Source organism: Chitinophaga sp., assembly GCF_039596135.1.
Taxonomy (GTDB): domain Bacteria; phylum Bacteroidota; class Bacteroidia; order Chitinophagales; family Chitinophagaceae; genus Chitinophaga.
This window is the reverse complement of record NZ_JBCNKH010000051.1, coordinates 17,855-38,487: the sequence shown is the minus strand read 5'-3', so window position 1 is coordinate 38,487 and position 20,633 is coordinate 17,855. Positions and strand designations below refer to the sequence as shown.

Annotated in this window: 22 protein-coding genes; 10 read left to right on the top strand and 12 right to left on the bottom strand. The window is 44.6% G+C overall.

The features are described 5' to 3' along the window. Positions 1–138: 138 nt before the first annotated feature. Both ABDW16_RS23465 and ABDW16_RS23460 read right to left on the bottom strand, forming a co-directional pair. On the bottom strand, positions 139–516 hold the full coding sequence (locus ABDW16_RS23465; RefSeq protein ID WP_343673157.1) for a DoxX family protein: 378 nt from the start codon (positions 514–516) through the stop codon (positions 139–141). Positions 517–530: 14 nt separating this feature from the next. After that, positions 531–995 (bottom strand): hypothetical protein, encoded by a 465-nt coding sequence (locus tag ABDW16_RS23460; protein WP_343673156.1) that lies wholly within the window; start codon positions 993–995, stop codon positions 531–533. A gap of 122 nt (positions 996–1,117) precedes the next feature. Between ABDW16_RS23460 and ABDW16_RS23455 the strand changes: the two genes are divergently transcribed. Further along, on the top strand, positions 1,118–1,753 hold the full coding sequence (locus tag ABDW16_RS23455; RefSeq protein ID WP_343673155.1) for a winged helix DNA-binding protein: 636 nt from the start codon (positions 1,118–1,120) through the stop codon (positions 1,751–1,753). Between the two features lie 220 nt (positions 1,754–1,973). On the opposite strand, the gene ABDW16_RS23450 is transcribed toward ABDW16_RS23455, so the two are convergent. Further along, on the bottom strand, positions 1,974–2,573 hold the full coding sequence (locus ABDW16_RS23450) for an NAD(P)H-dependent oxidoreductase (protein WP_343673154.1): 600 nt from the start codon (positions 2,571–2,573) through the stop codon (positions 1,974–1,976). Positions 2,574–2,678: 105 nt separating this feature from the next. Between ABDW16_RS23450 and ABDW16_RS23445 the strand changes: the two genes are divergently transcribed. Beyond that, entirely contained in the window at positions 2,679–3,038 is a 360-nt protein-coding gene (locus tag ABDW16_RS23445; protein WP_343673153.1) for a helix-turn-helix domain-containing protein, read from the top strand. 220 nt (positions 3,039–3,258) lie between these two features. On the opposite strand, the gene ABDW16_RS23440 is transcribed toward ABDW16_RS23445, so the two are convergent. Beyond that, positions 3,259–3,915 (bottom strand): NAD(P)H-dependent oxidoreductase, encoded by a 657-nt coding sequence (locus tag ABDW16_RS23440; RefSeq protein ID WP_343673152.1) that lies wholly within the window; start codon positions 3,913–3,915, stop codon positions 3,259–3,261. Positions 3,916–4,005: 90 nt separating this feature from the next. Here ABDW16_RS23440 and ABDW16_RS23435 point away from each other — a divergent pair, with 90 nt between their 5' ends. Further along, a complete protein-coding gene (locus ABDW16_RS23435; protein WP_343673150.1) occupies positions 4,006–4,371 on the top strand; it encodes a helix-turn-helix domain-containing protein in 366 nt (121 codons plus the stop codon). A gap of 27 nt (positions 4,372–4,398) precedes the next feature. Here the strand turns inward: ABDW16_RS23435 and ABDW16_RS23430 are convergent, their stop codons facing one another. Further along, a complete protein-coding gene (locus ABDW16_RS23430) occupies positions 4,399–6,321 on the bottom strand; it encodes a glycoside hydrolase family 97 protein (protein WP_343673148.1) in 1,923 nt (640 codons plus the stop codon). A 230-nt stretch (positions 6,322–6,551) separates the two neighbouring features. Beyond that, a complete protein-coding gene (locus ABDW16_RS23425) occupies positions 6,552–7,682 on the bottom strand; it encodes a glycoside hydrolase family 88 protein (RefSeq protein WP_343673147.1) in 1,131 nt (376 codons plus the stop codon). Between the two features lie 208 nt (positions 7,683–7,890). Between ABDW16_RS23425 and ABDW16_RS23420 the strand changes: the two genes are divergently transcribed. Continuing rightward, complete coding sequence (locus tag ABDW16_RS23420) at positions 7,891–8,328, top strand: CBS domain-containing protein (protein ID WP_343673146.1); 438 nt, start codon at positions 7,891–7,893, stop codon at positions 8,326–8,328. A 73-nt stretch (positions 8,329–8,401) separates the two neighbouring features. On the opposite strand, the gene ABDW16_RS23415 is transcribed toward ABDW16_RS23420, so the two are convergent. After that, positions 8,402–10,846: a TonB-dependent receptor gene (locus ABDW16_RS23415; protein ID WP_343673145.1), complete on the bottom strand. Its 2,445-nt coding sequence runs from the start codon at positions 10,844–10,846 to the stop codon at positions 8,402–8,404. A gap of 402 nt (positions 10,847–11,248) precedes the next feature. On the opposite strand from ABDW16_RS23415, the gene ABDW16_RS23410 reads away from it, so the two are divergent. Beyond that, a complete protein-coding gene (locus ABDW16_RS23410; RefSeq protein WP_343673144.1) occupies positions 11,249–11,707 on the top strand; it encodes a hypothetical protein in 459 nt (152 codons plus the stop codon). Positions 11,708–11,746: 39 nt separating this feature from the next. On the opposite strand, the gene ABDW16_RS23405 is transcribed toward ABDW16_RS23410, so the two are convergent. Both ABDW16_RS23405 and ABDW16_RS23400 read right to left on the bottom strand, forming a co-directional pair. Then, entirely contained in the window at positions 11,747–12,871 is a 1,125-nt protein-coding gene (locus tag ABDW16_RS23405) for a hypothetical protein (RefSeq protein ID WP_343673142.1), read from the bottom strand. Then, entirely contained in the window at positions 12,868–14,133 is a 1,266-nt protein-coding gene (locus ABDW16_RS23400; protein ID WP_343673140.1) for an aspartate kinase, read from the bottom strand. The genes ABDW16_RS23405 and ABDW16_RS23400 overlap by 4 nt, the downstream gene beginning before the upstream one ends. 162 nt (positions 14,134–14,295) lie before the next feature. Here ABDW16_RS23400 and fbp point away from each other — a divergent pair, with 162 nt between their 5' ends. From fbp to ABDW16_RS23375, 5 genes are all read left to right on the top strand, one after another. Then, positions 14,296–15,306, top strand: coding sequence for a class 1 fructose-bisphosphatase (gene fbp, locus ABDW16_RS23395; protein ID WP_343673138.1), 1,011 nt, complete (start codon positions 14,296–14,298; stop codon positions 15,304–15,306). Positions 15,307–15,403: 97 nt separating this feature from the next. Further along, positions 15,404–15,952 (top strand): CAP domain-containing protein, encoded by a 549-nt coding sequence (locus ABDW16_RS23390; protein ID WP_343673137.1) that lies wholly within the window; start codon positions 15,404–15,406, stop codon positions 15,950–15,952. Between the two features lie 117 nt (positions 15,953–16,069). Beyond that, on the top strand, positions 16,070–16,834 hold the full coding sequence (locus ABDW16_RS23385; protein ID WP_343673136.1) for an ABC transporter ATP-binding protein: 765 nt from the start codon (positions 16,070–16,072) through the stop codon (positions 16,832–16,834). A 2-nt stretch (positions 16,835–16,836) separates the two neighbouring features. Continuing rightward, positions 16,837–17,367 carry a YfiT family bacillithiol transferase gene (locus tag ABDW16_RS23380; RefSeq protein WP_343673135.1) on the top strand — a complete coding sequence of 177 codons (531 nt, stop codon included), beginning with the start codon at positions 16,837–16,839 and terminating at the stop codon, positions 17,365–17,367. 16 nt (positions 17,368–17,383) lie between these two features. Continuing rightward, positions 17,384–17,944 carry an NUDIX hydrolase gene (locus tag ABDW16_RS23375; RefSeq protein ID WP_343673133.1) on the top strand — a complete coding sequence of 187 codons (561 nt, stop codon included), beginning with the start codon at positions 17,384–17,386 and terminating at the stop codon, positions 17,942–17,944. 96 nt (positions 17,945–18,040) lie between these two features. Here the strand turns inward: ABDW16_RS23375 and ABDW16_RS23370 are convergent, their stop codons facing one another. The 3 genes from ABDW16_RS23370 to ABDW16_RS23360 form a co-directional block, all read right to left on the bottom strand. Continuing rightward, entirely contained in the window at positions 18,041–19,327 is a 1,287-nt protein-coding gene (locus ABDW16_RS23370) for a folylpolyglutamate synthase/dihydrofolate synthase family protein (protein ID WP_343673131.1), read from the bottom strand. 17 nt (positions 19,328–19,344) lie between these two features. Next, entirely contained in the window at positions 19,345–19,893 is a 549-nt protein-coding gene (locus ABDW16_RS23365; RefSeq protein ID WP_343673130.1) for an SMI1/KNR4 family protein, read from the bottom strand. Positions 19,894–19,976: 83 nt separating this feature from the next. Next, positions 19,977–20,633: a hypothetical protein gene (locus ABDW16_RS23360; protein WP_343673129.1), complete on the bottom strand. Its 657-nt coding sequence runs from the start codon at positions 20,631–20,633 to the stop codon at positions 19,977–19,979.

Below are 20,633 nucleotides of genomic sequence, written 5' to 3'. Positions count from 1 at the left end.
AAATGATAACAAGCGCCATCAGCACCCAGCCTCCGCACAGTTAACCGGAGAAAAAGTAATCGCCCCCCTGGGCGTGAAATAAGATAGCAGTAGCTGTATAAAGCCTTCAGGCCCACCCGGTCTGAAGGCTTTAGTTTTTTAGTTCGCCGCCACAGAGGGATGCAGTTTATGATAGTACACATAAGAAACCACCAGGCTTACGAAAAATGAAGTATGGCCTATTTCCAGTAACACGCTGTCGCCGCTGGACAGGTGTGCAATGGCCGCTGAAACCAGCGTGATGCCAAACCCGAAGTATGCAAACTCCCGGAGCCTGGGCGGTGTAAACGGCAGCAGCAGCGCCAGCGATCCCAATAGTTTTGCAACGGTAAGCTCTACCCGGAACCAGTTGGGCAACCCCAGGTGGGCAAAGGCCCCTTTCATTTCCGGGTTAAAGGCGAAATTAAAAGCGCTCCACAACATCACCCCGGTAAGAATAAGGGTGGCCGTCCAGTAAATGATCTTATCTTTTTTCATGCTATTTTAATTGATCAGTTGAATTTGTAAACACTCAACAGGATGATGATAAAAACGATGAGCAATTGAAACAGGTGAAACAAACGGATGTTGCCCCTGATCTTTTGAACAGCGCTGCCTGACACATCAAGGGATTTAACCAGCTGTCTTTTCTGGCGCAGCCCGAATAAAAAGGTATTGAGAATCACAAGCAGCACCAGGGCAAATTTTACCCGGAACCATAGCTGTTCTCCGAACACGCCATGCGTTATATACATGATGCCTATGCCGGAAAGAATGATCAACCCTATCCCTATCCTCATTAACACAGGGAACCCGGAAATAGCCTGCATTACGGTGGCCGCCCTGGTTTTGTCGAGATCGTACTGCTTCCAGAACTGCCGGAAACCCACGAAATCCGCTACAGACGTGCCGGCGAAAAGAAGAAACCCTATGAGATGAAGCACTATAAAGCCCTGGAAAAAAATCTGTGTTGACATCGGATGATGGTTTTTGTATGACGAAATCGTAATAATTATAGTAAATGTATAACGGAAATATAGTAAAAACAAAAAATCCGGAGCATTTTTTATATTATTGCTACGGAAATAAAATATATAGTATGAATAAAGCGGTTGAGCTGATTACAGAATGGGGGGCATTTGATGAGCAACACCCGGAAAGCAGCATAGAAGAATTTTGCAGGCATTACCTGGCAGGCAAACAAACACGAAAGCCTGTTCTCCCGGAAGGGAAATTCCTCCCGGTAAACAGCGATGGCATCCTGATGCGGGTTATCGGCCGCATCTTTAAACTGCATACCATTTATACGGTAGCGGCGCTGGAAGGTACCGGCATCAACACTATAGATGAATATTCATTGCTCAATACAGTGGCGCAGTTGAAAGAGCCCCGCAAAACGGAGGCGATCTATGCAGCCCTGCAGGAGCTGTCGACCGGCACGGATAAACTGAACCGCCTGAAAAAGCTCGGTTACCTCACGGAGTACGACGATAAGGAAGATAAGCGCTCCAAACGCCTGAAAGTAACCCCCAAAGGAGAAAAAGTACTGGTTCAGTGCAGGAAGCGGGTCAGCCAGCTCGCGGAGTTAATGTTCCACGATATGACGGACGACGACCGTAAACTATGCGTACAACTGCTGAAAGGCGTGGAAACAAAATTCACCGGTATCTGGCAGTCGCACAAAGGGAAAAACTTTGAAGAGATCTATGCAGAGATCATAACAGGTGAAGATTGATATTTTATGGTAATAGTCGATCCCAAACTAATTTTTACAGGAGCTTTGAAGGCTAATTCCACTTCCATTATTGTATCCCATTATGCAAAGCAGTTATTTGTGTAAAGTGGTATGTAATAATGCGACTTCAGGCGATTTCGAGGCGTAATATCACTCATATCACTTTACATAATACTATTAGAATTTCTTTAGCCAACTGATCAGATGCCCAATTGCATCTTCAGTCATTCACTGTACTTTCTTTGCTCATTGCTTTTTGATGCTGTAGTGTCGCTAGCAGCGATACTATATTTTTAGTATGCTCTTTTGCTCTGGCCTTTAATTCATCTTCAGATAGCGGGGGCTGGCCGGGACCTCCGTGAGTTGACATGCTGTGAAGATAGATGGGGTCGATGTAGTTCATTTGCGCATAGTAAGCTGTCTGCTCTATATTCTTGGTAAATTCATAAATCGTCCGGTGATGCTTTCCCGTAATTTTATACTCTTCTTTTTGTGCTCCAGTGGTTAGGCTCAGAATGAAGTTTTTCCCTTTTAATTTGTCTCCTTTAGAGCCGTATGCAAACTGATATTCAAAAACTTCATCAAAATAGAGTTTTAAAATTGCCGGTATATTCAGCCAATAAAATGGACTTTGAAAAACAATCGTCTGATGACGCAATAAAGCTTCTTGTTCTGCTTTTATGTCAATTTTATAAGTAGGATATAACGCATGAATATCTCTGATCTCTAAATTTAAATTGCTGTTTTTCAATTCTTCGATAATCGTTTTACTTGCAATTGATGCATCGAAATTCGGGTGTGCTAAGATAATTAATGCCATAAATTTGTGTAACTTTTTTAAACTAAAAAAACTGTAGTTGCAAAACTAAGTTGAGGAGACTACCTTTACAATAACTAACAAGGTTGATAGGTTAAAATAGAGGTTATGAACTATGTAAAATTGCAGGATAAAGTTTATCCCTGCCCTGTAAGTTTGGCTATGGACATGGTTGGAGGCAAATGGAAAGCGATTATCCTCTTTTATCTTAAAAATGGCGGAAAAAGATACAATGAACTTCATAAAGAAATGCTGTCGATAAGCGAAATGACATTGAGCCTTCAATTGAGACAGTTGGAAAAAGACGGGTTGATTACACGGAAAGTTTTTGGCAAAAAACCTCCCGTAAAGGTCGTGTATAATTTAACCGATTTCGGAAAAACATTTATCCCGGTTTTGGAGGCGCTTAATGAATGGGGAAAACAAATCGTGATAGAAAAAGGTCAGTTTATCAGCTTAGAACAATGAGTAATACTGTCCCGGACCACCTAATTATACCCGCCGAAGGTTACCTCTCCTTTGCTAATGAGGGGCTTTAATTATAAGTCCCTTTTTGCTCAAAGATCCTAAATACCAATCAGCGCTTTTCCTCAATAAAACAGGCAAAAGGCAGCTAAGTTAGTTTGCTCTTTCGCCTGTGCGCGCATAATAGCGCTCGTATTATTTACTCGAATTTGACAAAATCAAGTTAATATATTCCGACATTTAAGAATTCTTCTTTGAAAATCCCCTTCAATCTTTCACTGTAATCACCCAGTATCCCTTCCCTTTCTTTCTGCGTCATCCTCACCGGTGCATACACCACATGCGGTTCCAGCACACTAAACCCTACAAATTCCAGCATCCCCCTGTTAATTGGTTTCAATATCGCATCCAGGTCACCATGCTCTCCGGTTTTTTCATATTTCTCAGCAGTACCACCGGTTGTCAGCGATAGCAATGCTTTCTTCCCTTTGAATATCCCATTCTGATAACACCGTGCCTCTCCATAAAAACGACCATAGGCAAATACCCTGTCTACCCAGCCTTTTAAAACCCCCGGTACAGTAAACCACCACAATGGAAACTGCCAGATCATCAGGTCACACCACTCTACTTTCTGCTGCTCTGTTTCTACATCAGGAGCGAAAACCCCATGCTTCTCTTCCAGTTGTTGCTTAAAATAAGCAGCATTGTACACAGTCGTAAAATTCCTCCTGTCTGACACCGGGTCAAATGCCTGCCTGTAAAGATCGCTTACCTTTACCTCATGCCCTTCAGCCTGCAATGTTTCGATCGCGGTATGATACATGGCACCATTCATGCTCTGCAATTCCGGATGCGCTAAAACTATCAGTATTTTCATAATTTTATGTTGCTTTTTACAAAAGTAAATAGCTGAGTGGGAATGAATAATAGTGAAGCTAATTGTGAGCTGCACACAAATTTGTAAGTAATGGGAAAACGTAAGGAAACTTCTTCGAATAGTATTAATCAGAAAAATCTGAACCAGTTTTGTGCTACTACTTATGCTATCAGCGTATTAGGCGGCAGGTGGAAACTGGTTATATTGTATAAGCTGGAAAAACGTACCATGCGGTTTGGGGAATTGAAAGAACATATACCGGATATTTCTGATCGTATGCTGACCCTGCATCTGCAGGAGATGGAAAAGGATGGGTTGATTATTAGAACGGCGTATGCAGAAGTGCCGCCGCGGGTGGAATATGCTTTGACTGAAAGTGCCAGGAGCCTGGCGCCGATATGGAAACAGTTGGAAGCCTGGGGGGAACAACACCAGGCTTCCCTGCAAATAAATTAATGATTTAATCGTATGCTACAGCGCCAATCATTGACTCAACCTCACCACAAATCCCCCGCCCGGGGCCATCTTCACCAGCAACCTCCCTCCATTTCCAATCGCCCGCCTTTCCAACCTAAAATCCTTCGCATTCCTATCCGCATTTATCCCATCCTTCCACAACTGCATCTGGTAAGTACCCACTGGTAAAAAAGACAAATCCACCTCCACATCCCGTGCCTCCCAGTTCGTCATCCCCGCCACATACCAATCCCCATTCATCGCCTGCCTTGCCACCACCACATATTCCCCCACCTTTGCCTGCAAAGGAATCGTCTTTGCCCACTGCACCGGCACCTTACTCAACAACTCCATTGCCTCCGGCTCATGCAGGTAATGTGTAGGTATATCGCACAGCATTTGCAGCGGACTTTCGAATATAACGTACATGGCTAATTGATTGCACCGCGTACCCAATGTCATAGGCTCTGCCGGTTGCGCACTCCACTGATCTTTCTGTACATTGATCATACCCCCGGGTGTAAAGTCCATCGGCCCTGCTACCTGCCTGATAAAGGGTAGGGTAGTGGTGTGCTGGGGATCTATCAGGTTCGCAAACTTGCTGATCTCATTTCCCATCACACCTTCTGATGTCAGCACATTCGGATGCGTACGCAGCCAGCCAATTGGTTTGTAAGCGCCATGAAAATCTACGAGTAACTTTCTTTTAGCCGCTGCATTCGCCACCTTTTCATAGTATTGTACCATGGGCTGATCATCCCTTTGCATAAAGTCCACTTTAATCCCTTTCACCCCCCATGCCGCAAAGCTGTCCAATGCCATATCCATCTGTTGGTTCAGTACCATCCAGCTGGTCCACAGTAATATATCTACATGGCGTTTTTTTCCATACGCCACCAGTTCTTTTACATTGATACCCGGTGCCAGGCTAAACAGGTCCCTGGTACTGCACCAGCCCTCATCCAGCAGTACATATTCAATTCCATATTTGCTGGCAACGTCGATGTAATACTTGTATGTATCATTGTTAATACCTGCCCTGAAATCTACCTCGTACACATTGTTGTAATGCCACCAGTCCCACTGTACCTTCCCGGGTTTTACCCAGCTAAAATCCCCTTTTGCCTCCGGCGCCAGCTGGTACACCAGTTGGTTCGTAAGCAGGTCGCCATCCTTACGTGCAATCATCACTACTCTCCATGGAAACGCCTGCGCACCATCCAGTTCTGCAATGTAATCCTGCCTGGATACTACCTGCTCATCCCTGTCGCTGGTGACCTTTACTTCCTTTGGGAAATGTGGAAATACCCCATGGATGCTGTTGCCACCACGAAGCCACATCCCTGCATAGTTGTACAACCCCGATTCGGTGATGAGGAGTTTTGTTCCATTCACTTCGAACAGTGCCGGCAAACTAGCCAGTTTATTATCATCTATCTGGCTGATTGTATAAGGAATATATTTCCGCTCATTATGAGAATAGAATCCATCCTCCTGCGGATACCAGGCTTTGCCTGCCTTGTCCATATTGAACTCCGCCTGTTCGTCTGTGATTTTATAGTGGCCTTTCCCGCGGCTGATCCAATGCCAGGCAATCCCATTGTCGTAAGCCCGCCATTCAAGAGACAATGCGTTGTTAAAATCAATATGCAGTTCGTTGTAACGATCGTCGATGGTAGCCGACTTTTGTTTTACAACAGGAGTGAGTAGCCCCTGGTGAGAGCTTTGCTTTGATTTGCTGATTTTCCAGTTGCCCTTATTGAAAGAAACTACGGATGTACCTATCAAAGGTGTATTGTCCTGCGATATGCTGTAGGTGATATCGGCTCCTACAGATACGGACAAGGTAATGGACTTGTCGGGTGATAGTAATGTAAATTTCTGTTGTGCATGAATGGCGGAGGCACTTCCTAACAGGAAGGCACATGCAAGCCATGGGTGGAATTTCATAAATAGACCTGAGTTTTTTTAAAGGTATAAAAACAATCCTGAAAGCGGGAATTTACGTACAGCAAGGAACCTTTTTTTAAAGAAAAAAGCCGCTGTTACCCGAGGCAACAGCGGCTTTGTGCATATAGATTCTATTACTTATGAGTCCGAACTCAAAAATAAGATGCTGGTTTTTAATTCGGGTACCTGACGGAGCCAGGTAGCTGTTATGCGATTTTCAGGAAGTTTTTTTACTTATCCAGCAGCAGGGCGGCAGTCCATAACACGGGTGCCTGACCAACCAGGCTACCTGTCACTTTTTCCCTGTTGAGGTAATAATTTGCATCATTTTTCCGCTTTGTCTCTTCGCACACGTCTTTCAGATCACCTGCTTCATTGAGCCCTTTTACAACCGCCATCCAGGCATTTCTGGCCATCGTGCCATACGCCTCATCTTCCAGCCATTTCCTTTTCACACCCATCACGAGAGCGTAGGTAAACATGGCACTCCCGGAGTTTTCAGTCCACGATTTTTCATCGTCTATGATCTGTCCCCATTTGTAATCGGGGGTCTGGTATTGTTTCAGGGCGGCCATCATCTTTTTATAGCAGTCCAGGATGTGGGCGCGGTTAGGATTTTCGACAGGTAAGTAGTTGAGTATTAAAGCCATACTTGCAGCAGCCCAGCCGTTACCGCGGCTCCAGTAGATAGGTACGTCGGCAGACAGGTTGAATAATCCACCTGGTTGTTGCAGGGCGTCTATGTACACGGTCAGTTCGGTCGCTGCCCTGTTGATGTATTCTTTGGTGCCGGTAGCCCGGAAAGCCTGTGTTTGCAGCAGGGTGTAAAGGAACATATCTTCCACCAGCATGCGGGACTGCCAGGAGAGACCTCTGCCGGCCAGCACCTGTTGTTCTGGTTTTGGGCCTTCGGGTAGTTCCCATTGCTGGTCTGCAAAGGGCTTACCTACGTCCAGGTAGCGGTTTTGGTTGGTTTGCAGGTAGAGTTCCAGCGGGATAGCGCCAAATACGCTATGGTCCAGCATATCGGGGGCAGGCATCATGTGATGGGCCTGGGCCACGAGAGGTTCGTACCTGAGTGCCAGTTTTTCGGCAAGTGCCTTATCGCTGGTTACCTTGGCAAACTGAAGGGCGCCATACCAGGTAAGTACTTCAGGATAGGTAATGGAAGTAGGGGGCTCGGAAGAGCCAAAGTTGTCAAAGTTAGATGCTACATAGTGATTAGCCACATACAGTCCAATGACGGACGGCTCATTACCAAGGGGCCATTCCTTGAATATTTTTTGGCCAAATGTCCCTCCCAGATTCACGAACAACGCTGCAGTAGCGATCAAAACCCGGAATTGTGTTCGATAATTCATATATGATGAATGTTATTAGGGTAGCAAATAATACATGTTTTGATGTAAAATTTGCGTAAAGTAATATTTAAAATTTTGTAATGCAATATTTTGTCATTGATTTTTAAGTTAACGACGGAAATTAACCTTGAAAGCCGTTTTCTCCCCCAAAAATCTTATCTTAGAAATAAGGCAGTACTCCATTCTTCACCATCTAAATTTCCTCGTTATGGGAACAGTACGCGACATTCTGCAGTACAAAGGGCATGCAGTCTACTCCATCCATCCTGACAGCACCGTATTTGACGCACTCAGTGTGCTTGTTGACAAAAACGTTGGCGCACTCATTGTTTTAGAAAATGAAAAAGTTCTTGGCATCTTTTCTGAACGTGACTATGCCCGCCGGATAATCGTAAAAGGCCGCGCCTCTAAGGAAACCCTTATCAGGGAGATCATGACAGAACACCCCATCTCTGTTACCGAAAGCGATTCGATTGAAGACTGTATGGTAAAGATGACGGAAAAACATATCCGCCACCTGCCTGTCATAGATGAGCAGGACAGGCTGGTAGGGATGATCTCCATAGGTGACGTGGTCAAGCACATTATAGATGAACAAAAATATATTATTAATAACCTGGAAGGTTATATTAAAGGTACCAGATAAAAATCAAAACGGCTGCTCTAAAATAAGAGCAGCCGTTTGTCAAAACCTAAAAATAAAAAAAGTTTATCACCTCTTATCCTCCGGACCGCTTCGTCTCCGCATCCGTTGCCGTCTGTCTTTCCCGCGCCCCCTTAATCTTACTATTCCCAAAACTATACGTCGCACTCAGCGTAGCTGTCCTGTTCTGCCACTGGTTATGAATATGAAAATCTACATTCCCATACACCGCCGACCCCCTGAACTGATCTCCATTCGTCACATCCGTAAAATTCAACTTCATATTCAACCGCTTTTCGAATAGCGTTTTCTGTACCCCGCCACCGATTGCATAATAGGCTTTGCCTTTCCACACTCCCCACTGAAAAGGTGTTCCCGCATACGCATTTAACTCTATCTTCCAATCTCCCGGCAATGTAAACGTATGGGTCGTTTCATAATGTGCCTGAATGGCTGAATTCACAATATTCATCCCGGAATCCCTCAGCGCATAATAATTGTAATTCACGTTCAGGTTATTATTAATACTCCACCACTTAGTCGGATTCAGGGGCACAGTCAGCGACATATGCCAGCCCTCCCTATAGTCATAGTTCTTGTCATAGCTCGTTGTCACTTTTGTCGAATCATTCTGTTCCAGGAACTCCGATATAAAGTTCTCCGTTCTGTCGTAACTCACACTCACTATATACCGCTGCTTAAATGAATACGTCAGTTCTACAATGTTCGTAAACTCCGGGTTCAGGTAAGGATTTCCCCTGCCATACGTATACCGGTCAGAATAGAACAGGAACGGGTTCAGGTCGTCATAATCCGGCCTGTTAATACGCCGCGCATACGTAATTCCCAGTTTATGATCTTTGCTAAAAGTATGGTCTGCCGAAAAGTTCGGGAAGAAGCTCACATAATGTCGCTTCACATTGGAATTGTAGGTCACCGAGTTCCCGTTGGACGAAGTACCTTCCACCCGCAAACCCAGCTGTGCATCCGTTCCGCCCTTGAACGTTTTCTTCAGCAACCCGTATGCTGCCAGCACATTCTCTGTATAAATAAAATGATTACTCTGCGACAGCGCCGGTATATACTTCCCTTCATATAGTGAATCGTACAGGAGTACGTTGTCAGTCGTTACAAAACTGCCCTTCACACCCGTTTCCAGTTTGGTCGTTTTGTTGAAAGGCAGCACTAAATCCCCCTTAATACTTTTGATGGTCACATTGGTCGTGGTAAAGTTCCGGATCGCATGGGGATTCTTATGGGCCGGATCTTCCGGATAGTACATGCTATCATTCAGGTACACCCGGCGGTGATAGCCAAACTTTGCATAATCTGCATCAAAGCTGAGTTCTGTACCAATTGTGTCCAGCTGACCTTTATAATTAACATTGATTGTATTCTGGTTAAAGTTGTGATCATTGTTTGTAAAGGAGTACAGGGCAGAATCCAGCACAGGATTCCCCAGCTGATAAATATTGGTCGTGTTAAAAATATGACTCCGGAAAAAATTATTATTCCCATTCAGCAATACGCCCACCGTGTGCTTAGGGGTAATAAAATAGTCGAATCCTAATTTATACCCGTTACTGATAAAGTTCCTTTTGCCGAACTGTGGTGCTGAAAAGTATTGCGCTTCGTTTTTATTATCTCCATTCACCACGCGGGTGGCCAGCCGCTGGTTATAAAAATGCCGGTCCCCGTGGTTATAGTTACCAAAAGCATTGAATTTTTCAGTTCGCCAGTTTAGGTTTAAGCCGGTATTCCAATATCCATACCGGCCAAAACCTCCACTACCGTTCACAGAGCCGTTGATACCTGTTGCGACTCCTTTTTTTGTTTTGATATTAATAATCCCACTGTTGCCGGCAGCATCATATTTGGCGGAAGGAGAAGTCATGATCTCAATTTGTGAGACTGTTTCTGCCGGCAAACTTTTTAGCAGGTTAGAGAGTTGTTCTCCGTTTAGGTAGGTGAGTTTCCCATCGATCATGACGGTGACCCCACCATTCCCTTTCAGGAGAATATTATCATCTTTATCAATCTGCACACCCGGCGCACGGCGCAGTACATCCAGTACATTACTGCCTGCGGCCGCTACGCTGCTTTCTACATTCAATACGGTCGCCCCTTCTTTTCTTTCAATAAAAGGTTTTTGCGCTGAGACGGTCACCCCCTGCAGGTTTTTTGAAGAAGGAGACAATGTCATATTTGCAAACTGCACAGCAGTATGCTGGGGGTCAATGGAGAAGGCCGGTGAATAAGCTGCCTGAAATCCTACCAGTGAGACCTGAACAAAGTAGTGGCCGTTACTAACGTTCTCAAAACCGGCGCTGCCATCTGCAGCACTCAGTTCCCCTTTTACCAGGGAGGAATCTTTCGTTTGGCGCACTACGACACTGGCATATGGCAGGGGTTGCCCTTTCTCGTCTATCACTTTGACAGTAATTTTCCCATTTCCACTCTGGGCATAGCATTCCCGGTAGCCTACGTAGGTAAGCAAAATAAGCATGAAGAGTTTTTTCATAAACAATCAGATCTCTAGTTGATGGCTGTGGTCCTGACTTATAGGCTTAATCCATTCGTATCCAAAATTTAGCAGGAACACTGGTAAGTTTTTTTTGTCGTAACAGTGGTCCCTTAGTTGTTGGTCATGTAAGGAACGGCCCTCCAGCGCGATAATGGTAAGCATACCCAGGGTTATAATGGTGAATATGAATACCTTTTTCATATGGGTTGTTTTATAAAAAGACGATACAGGAAATAAAAGGTTGCAGGAAGGTCACACTTTTTTTAAAAAATAATTCGAAAGCAAAATGAAGATAACATCAATTTTAGCGCAGAGCTTCATTTTGTAAGGAATTATTAAAAATTTTAATAAATTTGTATTAATAAAATGTTCAATATATCCTTGAAAACCTATACCCTTATGAATAGATGTCTGATTATTAGCCTGTTAGTACTTGTGATGGCTGCTTGTAAGAAAGATTCGCCATTTGTAATTGAGGCTAACCATTCTTTTGCAAAGGAAAGCCTCGAAGTAATCAAAAAGTATTCAACCGGTTCTTTTAAGGTGACACAAACAATTTATGGCCCCGGTTCGATGCCATCTCTGCAGGATACGACGCTGTACGATAACTTTTACATTCGTATTACGGCAGACTCCCTGATCTGGACAAAGGATGATACGACGCATTATTATGCCATGCAGTGGATATATGATGTTGAAAAACAGACACAGATTTATTATCGGATGAACCTGAGTGGTGTGGCTGGGGGGCAGACGGATGATTTTGACCTGCGCCCGCTGGAAACTAAGAATGGATTCCTGATTTTGTATAATTCATGGTATAGCGGTACCTGGTATTATCTGCAAAGACTTGATTAATGATATTGAAAAAGCCGTCTCGCAAGTGAGACGGCTTTTTTATTTGCTTTGTTTTATATCATCTTCAAATTTCCGTTTTGCCTCTTCTAATTGCTTATAAAATCGCTTGCTTAACTCAAAATCCCGCATCAATTCTCCGCTCTTACCTGCTTTTTCCATCAGGTTCCAGCCGAGGTTCTTCATGTTCCATATTTTAGCCGCGACCCATTGATAGGCTTCTTTTACTACAGCATCTTCCGCATTATTAATCAACAAAATCAGATCAAAATAAGCTTCTACAGCAAATCTTCCCAAACCAACGGCATCCCAGTTGGGAATCTTCTCCAGGTACCCGGGTAATAGTTGCAACTTGGCCCATGCATTGTCACGATCCTTTAATTCAATATAGAATTTAGCTAAATCAGTTAAGACGGAAGTCTTGTCCCAGTCGGTTTTCTTAAAATGCAATAACCGTTCATTTGCCCAGATCCGACCAGCAGTATCTCCTGTTTCTCTTTTATAATAATCCAGTTGATTTAGTTGCTGTTCCGTCCATTCGGTGATACTGGCCACCCATTGATCAATCTTTTCTATCATGATTTCCTGCTCACTCAGTTCTATGGCCAGCTGAATCTCGTCTGTCAGATCTTTGATTTCTAATTGATCCGGGAAATATCTAGCCTTAAATGTTTTCCATTCCTCAAGTTCCTCTTCAGTGGTCGTACATACTGTACCAAAATACTCATAAAACTTTTCGGAAAATGCAGGCTTGACATCCGCCATGTACTGATAGGTTTCCTTTATTCCTGCTGAAAGAATAAACTCCCTGTCGTACCCGCAGTAAGTGTCAAAGTCGGCAAACTTTGCCTGGTAAAACAGCTCCGCATATGCCGGCTGCCGGTAAGTTGAAAGTAGATAGGAGCACAAATGCAATGATTCGCCGGCACTCCCGCAAACTGCATTTTCACTGATCCTGATCTCCGATTTCAAAAACGCTGCTAATATCGCCTCGTCTGTTGCCAACCGGCTACTATATTGCAAGGCCACTAAAAGCCGGTATCGCCTGATTGCATTTACATCACAGACATTCCCGGAAGCATCCTTACCCTCCAAATACAAAAACTCCCTCAGATCGATCTGATTCGACCTCAGGGAGTTTAATATTTCAATATACTTTTGAATCATTTCAATAACGCCTGTATCGTCACCGGAGACCGCTGCTCCAACAACACCGTCCTGCCACCAATCAACTCATTCATCACCCCGTCCTTATTATACCTCACCGTCAGCAACTCCAACCCCTCATTATATTCAATCTTGTAATTATCATGCAAGGCTTTAATCAGCGTTTCAATCTTCTCAGGACTATTATCAATACAGCAGCTAAAGCTAATCGCCGCATTCTGCATCAGGTTAATCTTGATCTTTAATTTATGAAACAGTTCATAAATATCACTGATCCTATCCTCTGTCACAAACCCAAAATCCCTGGAAGTAATCGTGAGCAGCACCTGGTTCTTTTTCAACACGATAATAGGCGGAAGCTGCTTCACATCAATATCCTCCCTGATCACCGTACCTGGCAGGTCCTTGTTCAGAAAGCTCTTCACATACAATGGAATCTGCTTATTCTGCAAAGGTTTGATCGTTTTTGGGTGAATCACCTGCGCGCCATAATACGCCATTTCAATCACCTCGCTAAAACTAATCGCAGGTATATTGATCGTATTCGGGAATAATTTCGGATCTGCATTTTTCAACCCCTCCACATCTTTCCAGATCGTCTCGCTCTCTGCATTCAGCAGGTTCGCAAACACGGCTGCAGAGTAGTCACTACCTTCGCGGCCCAGGGTTACACTTTCATTTTCATCAGTACTACCAATGAAACCCTGTGTCACAACAATATTCGTTTTTTTGAACAGCGGCAGCACCTTTTGCTCTACCTGCCGCCCGGTCACTTCCCAGTCGATATTCGCCTCCCTGAAGGTATCGTCTGTCCTGAATACATCGCGTACATCCATCCAGATATTGGGCACCCCTGCCAGGTTAAAGTAAGCACTTACGATAGCAGTACTAAGCAGTTCACCGAGGCTCACCAGCTGGTCGTAATAATAATCGTAGGGGCGGCCGGGTTTCTCGCCCAGCGTCCATTCGGCCTCTGTAAAGAACTGTTGCAGCTGATCAAAAACAGGGTGGGTCCTGTTGCCCAGCAGCTTTTCTGCCACTTCTGTGTGCGATTTTTCGATGTTGAAAAGCAACTGCGCCGCAATTTCGCGCTTACGGAGATAAAAGTTTTCGGCTACCTTTTCCAGGTTGTTCGTCGTCTTGCCCATGGCAGAAATAACGATCAGGATCTGTTGATCAGGAAATGACTGAACAATCGCAGCTACCTGCTGGATTCGTTCAATACTTTCTAAACTTGCACCGCCAAATTTGAAAACCTTCATATGTGAGTTTATCTTCCGTTAAAAAAATTCGGGGCAAAGTAAATCAACTTTGAATATGTTTAAAAATTTGTTTCAGGGAAAATGACAGTTCCATTAAAATAGGGCGAAATCTGTTACATTAGTGTAACATTATACAATGAATATTCACTAATCCATTATAGAATGAGTATCAATAGAAAAGTAATGACTCTGGACGAGTTTACAATCCAGGAATTGAGGAATTACCCCGGCGCAACAGGACAATTATCAGGTTTATTGCGGGATATCGGGCTGGCAGCAAAGCGTGTAAATGTAGAGGTGAATAAGGCTGGAATAGCCGATATCCTGGGCGAGGCCGGCAAGGTCAATGTGCAGGGTGAAGACGTAAAAAAGCTGGATGAATTCGCCAACGACCAGTTTATCAACGCTTTGAGAGGCAGTATTTACTGTGCCGGCGTGGCTTCTGAAGAGAATGAAGACTTCATTCCCTTCACAGACGAATTCTCCAAAGCATCCAAGTACGTGGTATTGATCGACCCGCTGGATGGGTCAGGCAATATCGACGTAAATGTATCCATCGGTACTATCTTTTCTGTATATCGCCGTCTGACCCCCGTGGGGAGCGTGTGCGAGCTGGAAGACTTTTTACAGCCCGGTTACGAGCAGATTGCGGCAGGTTATATTATTTACGGTTCCTCCACCATGCTGGTATACGCTACCCGCAGAAGTGTGCAGGGCTTTACCCTCGATCCAAGCATCGGTGAGTTCTGCCTGTCACACCCGAACCTGAAATGCCCACCGGAAAGTGACATTTTTTCTGTTAACATCGGTTACTACCACCTCTACGAGAATGGCATCCGCAAGGCGATCGACTACTGGCTGGCCAAGGATGAGCATGGCAAGATCTACCGCCACCGTTTTGTAGGTTGTATGGTGGCAGAGGTGCACCGGACCCTGATCCAGGGCGGTATTTTTATGTATCCCGCCTTTGGAAAATATGCAGGGGGGCGTTTACGTTTATGTTATGAGTGCAACCCGATGTCATTCATTATGGAAAAGGCAGGCGGAGTAGCGATGGCCACTGGCAGACAACGACTTTTGGAGCTGAAGCCATCCAAATTGCACCAACGGGTACCCGTGTTCCTGGGCTCTAAGAACATGATGGAGGTTTGGCAGAGAATAGTGAATAGTTAAAAAAATACTAACATGTAAGTTTTTGGTATAACTATTGCTAAACCAGCATTGGTTATTTTAGTCTAATGATGAATTTTCTTTATTTATTCGAAAACATATGACACGCAAACTTACATTACTGATGCTATTCGGTATTCTGTCGCTGAACATGCTGGCCTGTACCCGTAACATAGCGCCGGGGGATACTGCCCGGTTTGAAGATAATAAGCCGGGAACCACTGCCCGGTTTGAAGATAACAATAAGAGCCTGGCAGAAGAGATCCTTTATTACACCAATAAATTCAGGGCTTCACAGGGTAAACCCCCGTTATTGCTGGATGCTACGTGTAGCGGGCAGGCGTTCAAGCATAGTAAAGCTATGGCAACAGGTGCGACCGGCTTTGGTCACGAAGGTTTTGAACAGCGCGTGGCGAACCTGACCACGGTGTTTGGCAATATTCCTGATGCAGCAGAAAATGTAGCTTATGGCAACCTGGATGCAGAGCAGGTAGTGAATGGATGGATCAAGAGCCCGGGGCATAGAAAAAATATGCTGGGCAATTATGACCGGATCGGGATCGGAACTGCGCATTCCAGCAAGGACCCCAGGATTATATTCTTTACACAGGTGTTTATACAACATAAAGAAGCGCCGCTGAAGAAATAGTATTTGAAGCCGGCCATTCTCAAAAAAAACGCTTTTGCCCACGGCAAAAGCGTTTTTTTTGCCAGGTAGGAATACATTCAGAAAAAAAAATCTCCCTTTTTATCCTAATTTAGTCCTATGGAAAAGAGGAAGATCATAGAAGTAAAGGAACTTGTCAAGAAATACGGTGATTTTACAGCAGTAAACGGGATCAGTTTCGACGTATACGAAAATGAAATATTTGGCCTGCTGGGTACCAACGGTGCCGGAAAATCAACCACCCTGGAGATCATTGAAACCCTCCGCGAAAAGACCTCCGGAAAGGTGTTCGTAGACGGAATAGACCTTGACAAAGACCCTGAGGGAATTAAAAAAGTGATCGGTGTGCAGCTGCAAAGTTCTGGTTATTACCCCGGCTTAAACCTGGTAGAACTCATCGACCTGTTCTGCGGTCTCTACAACCAGCAAGCCGACGCGAAAGAACTACTCAAACTCTTCAATCTCGAAGACAAAGCCAAAAACAAGTTTAAAGAACTCTCCGGTGGTCAGAAACAACGTTTCTCCATCGCGACTACGCTTATTAATAAACCTAAGATCATCTTCCTGGACGAACCGACTACCGGTCTCGATCCGCAGGCACGCCGTAACCTGTGGGACCTGATCCTGCAGGTTCGGGAACAGGGCACCACGGTGGTGATCACTACACACTATATGGACGAAGCCGAGATACTCTGTGATCGTTGTGCGATTGTAGATCATGGCCGGATAATAGCCCTGGAATCGCCAGATGCGCTGATTGATAAACTGGTGGCAGGTGGGTTTGAGCGAAAGAAAGAAGTGAAGAAGGCGAACCTGGAAGATGTGTTTATTCACCTGACAGGGGAGGCGTTAAGAGAAGCATAACTATGGAAGATCTCAAATACCCAATTGGCCGTTTCCAGGCCCCAGCGCACATTTCTGACCTGCAGCTCAGAAGCTACATCAACGACATCCGCTTTCTGCCTTCACTGGTAGAAATCGCAGTTCAGTCGCTCGATGCCGCTCAACTCGCCACTCCCTACCGCCCCGGCGGCTGGACGGTGACACAGGTGGTGCATCACCTGGCAGATAGTCATATGAATGCCTACACCCGTTTCAAACTGGCCCTGACAGAAGATAACCCTGTCATCAAGCCATACGACGAAGCCGCCTGGGCCCAACTCCCGGACGTAACAAAAACACCCATCAATATTTCACTCACCCTGCTTCACTCCCTGCATACCCGCTGGGTTTCCCTGATGGATAACATGGCACCTGAACAATGGGAACGCGTGTTTACCCATCCGGAACATGGTGAAACATTCTTTCTGAAAAAAGTAGCAGGTACCTATTCCTGGCATGGAAAACATCACCTGGCACACATAGAAAGGCTGAAAGAGCGGAATAACTGGCAATAAACTATAAACTGAATATATGTCGGCTTTAGATTGGAAACTGCTTGAATCAAAGTATCTTTTTAGGAGCAACTGGCTAACCGCCCGCGAAGATAAATGCGAAACACCACAAGGCAAGATTGTAAGCCCGTATTATGTATTGGAATACAATGACTGGGTGAACTGCGTGGCCCTGGATGGTCAGGGTAGGGTGATTATGGTGCGGCAATATCGTCATGGTCTCCGGCAGACTTTGCTGGAAATACCCGGTGGTACTATGGACAATGACGATCCTTCTCCGGAATATGCGATGCGTCGTGAACTGCTGGAAGAAACGGGGTACGAGCCTGGCCAGTTAATCAACCTGGGTAAGATAGCGCCGAATCCTGCGAGCAGCAATAACTTCACGCATATGTTCCTGGCTACAGGATGCAGGAAGGTACAGGAACAGGATTTGGATGAGAATGAGGAGATTGAAATTGTGCTGTTGGAAATGGAGGAACTGGAAGCTCTGGTTAAAGAGAACCAGCTGCTGCAAAGCCTGCATGTGACGTGTATATTTTATGCGTTGTTGAAGTTGAAAGAACTGACGTTTTCATAAACAAAAAACAAAGAGGATTTATCATTAATGAATGAACCTGGCGCTGTCAGGTACCCGGATAGGAGCCCGTATCTTACTTGATACGGGCTTTTTTAATTACATTACTTCTCCAACTATAAAGAAACTACCACATACCAATATCACATCCTCCTCATGTGCATGCTGCCTGGCCGCTGAAAAAGCCTGTTGCACAGTTGCATATGCTTTTCCTCTCAAACCCGCTGCTGCACCCATCTCTGCCAGTTCATTCTCATCCAGTGCCCTGGGTATCTGTGCCCTTGTAAAATAATAGGTAGCTGCTGGTGGAAACAATTTCAATACCTTACTCACTTCCTTGTCTTTCACAAAACCTGTCACTATGTGCAAATGCCTATACGTCATATGCTCCAGTTGGCCTACAATTTCACTGATCCCTGCTTCATTATGTCCTACATCAAATACGGTGAGTGGATGCTGTGCAACTACATCCCATCTGCCTCTCAGTCCTGTTAGTTTTTTTACATGACTCAGGGCGGTCTTCACACTTTCGTCCGGCAGTTCCCATCCAGCCTGTTGCAGTACTTTTACAGCACTCAGCACGCCCATGATATTCTTCACCTGGTATTGTCCGCTCAGGTCTGGTTTAATATCCCATACCTGTTCGCTCTGCTGGGGTCTTAATTGTATATGCAGATGCCCGTTATGCAGGTCATTGTCCTGCACCAGCCAGTGCTGGTCGGCGAAGGTGATGGGGGCTTCCAGGGCTTTCGCCTTTTCTATAAATACCTGTTCTACTTCCGTTTGTGTCTGTGCAACCACCACGGGTATATTGGGTTTGATAATACCTGCTTTTTCGCCTGCAATTTCGGGCAGTGTATGGCCCAGCATATTCATGTGGTCATAACTGATGTTGGTGATCACTGATAGCTCAGGCGTGATAATATTTGTACTATCTAACCGGCCACCGAGGCCTACTTCAATAATAGCGATATCTACCTGTTCCAGCGCAAAATACTGGAATGCCATGGCCACAGTGAGTTCAAAAAAGGAAGGATCTAATTGTTCAATAGAAGGTTGTACCTGTTGTACAAATTCGACTACAAACTCCTGGTCGATCATCTCACCATTGATACGGATCCGTTCTCTGAAATCTTTCAGGTGCGGAGAGGTATACAATCCTGTTTTGTATCCTGCCTGTTGAAAAATAGCTGCCAGCATGTGGCTGGTAGAGCCTTTGCCGTTAGTACCGGCTACGTGAACTGTTTTGAACAGGCGCTGGGGATTGCCCAGTTGTTCGCATAAAGCAATGGTATTATGCAGGTCTTTTCTGAAAGCGCTGGCGCCTACGCGGGTGAACATGGGCAGGCGCTCATAAAGGTAGTCCAGAGTTTGTTGGTAGTTCATGCCCAAAAGTAAATATTTTACTGTACAATATGCCTTACGGGATAGCCGGGCAGGTCTTCTATCTGTACATATTCATCAGCAGGGTCGTACATTTCATACAGGTTCACCAGTGCTTGTAAGAAGCTGTTCAAGTCTCCTGCAATGATATTTCTATCATTATCTGCATGCCAGTATTCAATCAGTTGTCCCGGCTGGCCGTCAAAACTACCGGCCAGGTCATAGCAGATAAAATCTCCGCCGCCATTGCCGAAAATGGGAATCCAGGTTTCGTGCCACATGTCAGGCAATTCAAAATCACTGCCGATCATAGCCGTAAATTCTGCGGCGGAATCGAGTGCGTGCGCAAGGGGTAAAAATGTAGAATTATTGACGAATGCTTCGTAATTATTATCCTGCTGGCCATCATGCCATTTGTAAAGTTCTTTCAGATCGTCCGGAAGGGAGAAACCGTATTTTTCTTCCAGTGCCTGTATGCTGGCCTCATCCAGTCCGGGCCGTAAATTTGCATGATATTCCGTTCTCTTCGACAAAATTAATTGGTCGAGGGTTACTAAAATGGGGGCCATAAATTTAGATTTCAATAAAAGTAAAATAAAAAGAGGTTATCTCAAAAATAAATGAGATAACCTCTTTGCTATTAATAAAGCTATTACCTGATGACTTTTTTCCAATAGTCACTCAGCGGTTGAATATGTTCCATATACAAAACAATTCTTTCGTCCTTACCACGAACAGCTTCCAGACTTAAGAAGCGGCCATTGAAAGTGTCTTCAAGATTAGGTATTATATGAATACCTTTGTTTTTCATATCAGAAAAAACGAGGGTGACATGGGCGCCTTTCAATGGGCTTTCAGCATTGGCAATAAACCTGAATACTTTACACGGTTTCCCCTTGATAAGGGTATCAGTTGCTGTGTACTTTTCACCGTTATAATTCCTATACATAAAATTAATTCCCTTCTTTTTAGGGGTGGTGAATGGAATACCTGCTTCTTTTATAAAGATTGGCGCTTTTCCAAGCTCCTGAAATTGACGTTTGTCGAAATTAATCCGATAATAGGTATCAAGGTTGGTTGTGGTTGTCAGTTTATCATTGATAATAAGATCATCACTTCTCAGTACCTTTTCAATACCAATTCTGTTATAAACAAATATCGAATCGGTGAGTAATACACCCATGGTACCGGTAACAGTGTTTTTAACCCGTACTGTATAAACAAATACACCATTATCAGATGTTTGTTGTGCATTGACAAACAGCGGGAAGGACAAAAGTATGTATAGGAATAATCGTGTAAAATTCAT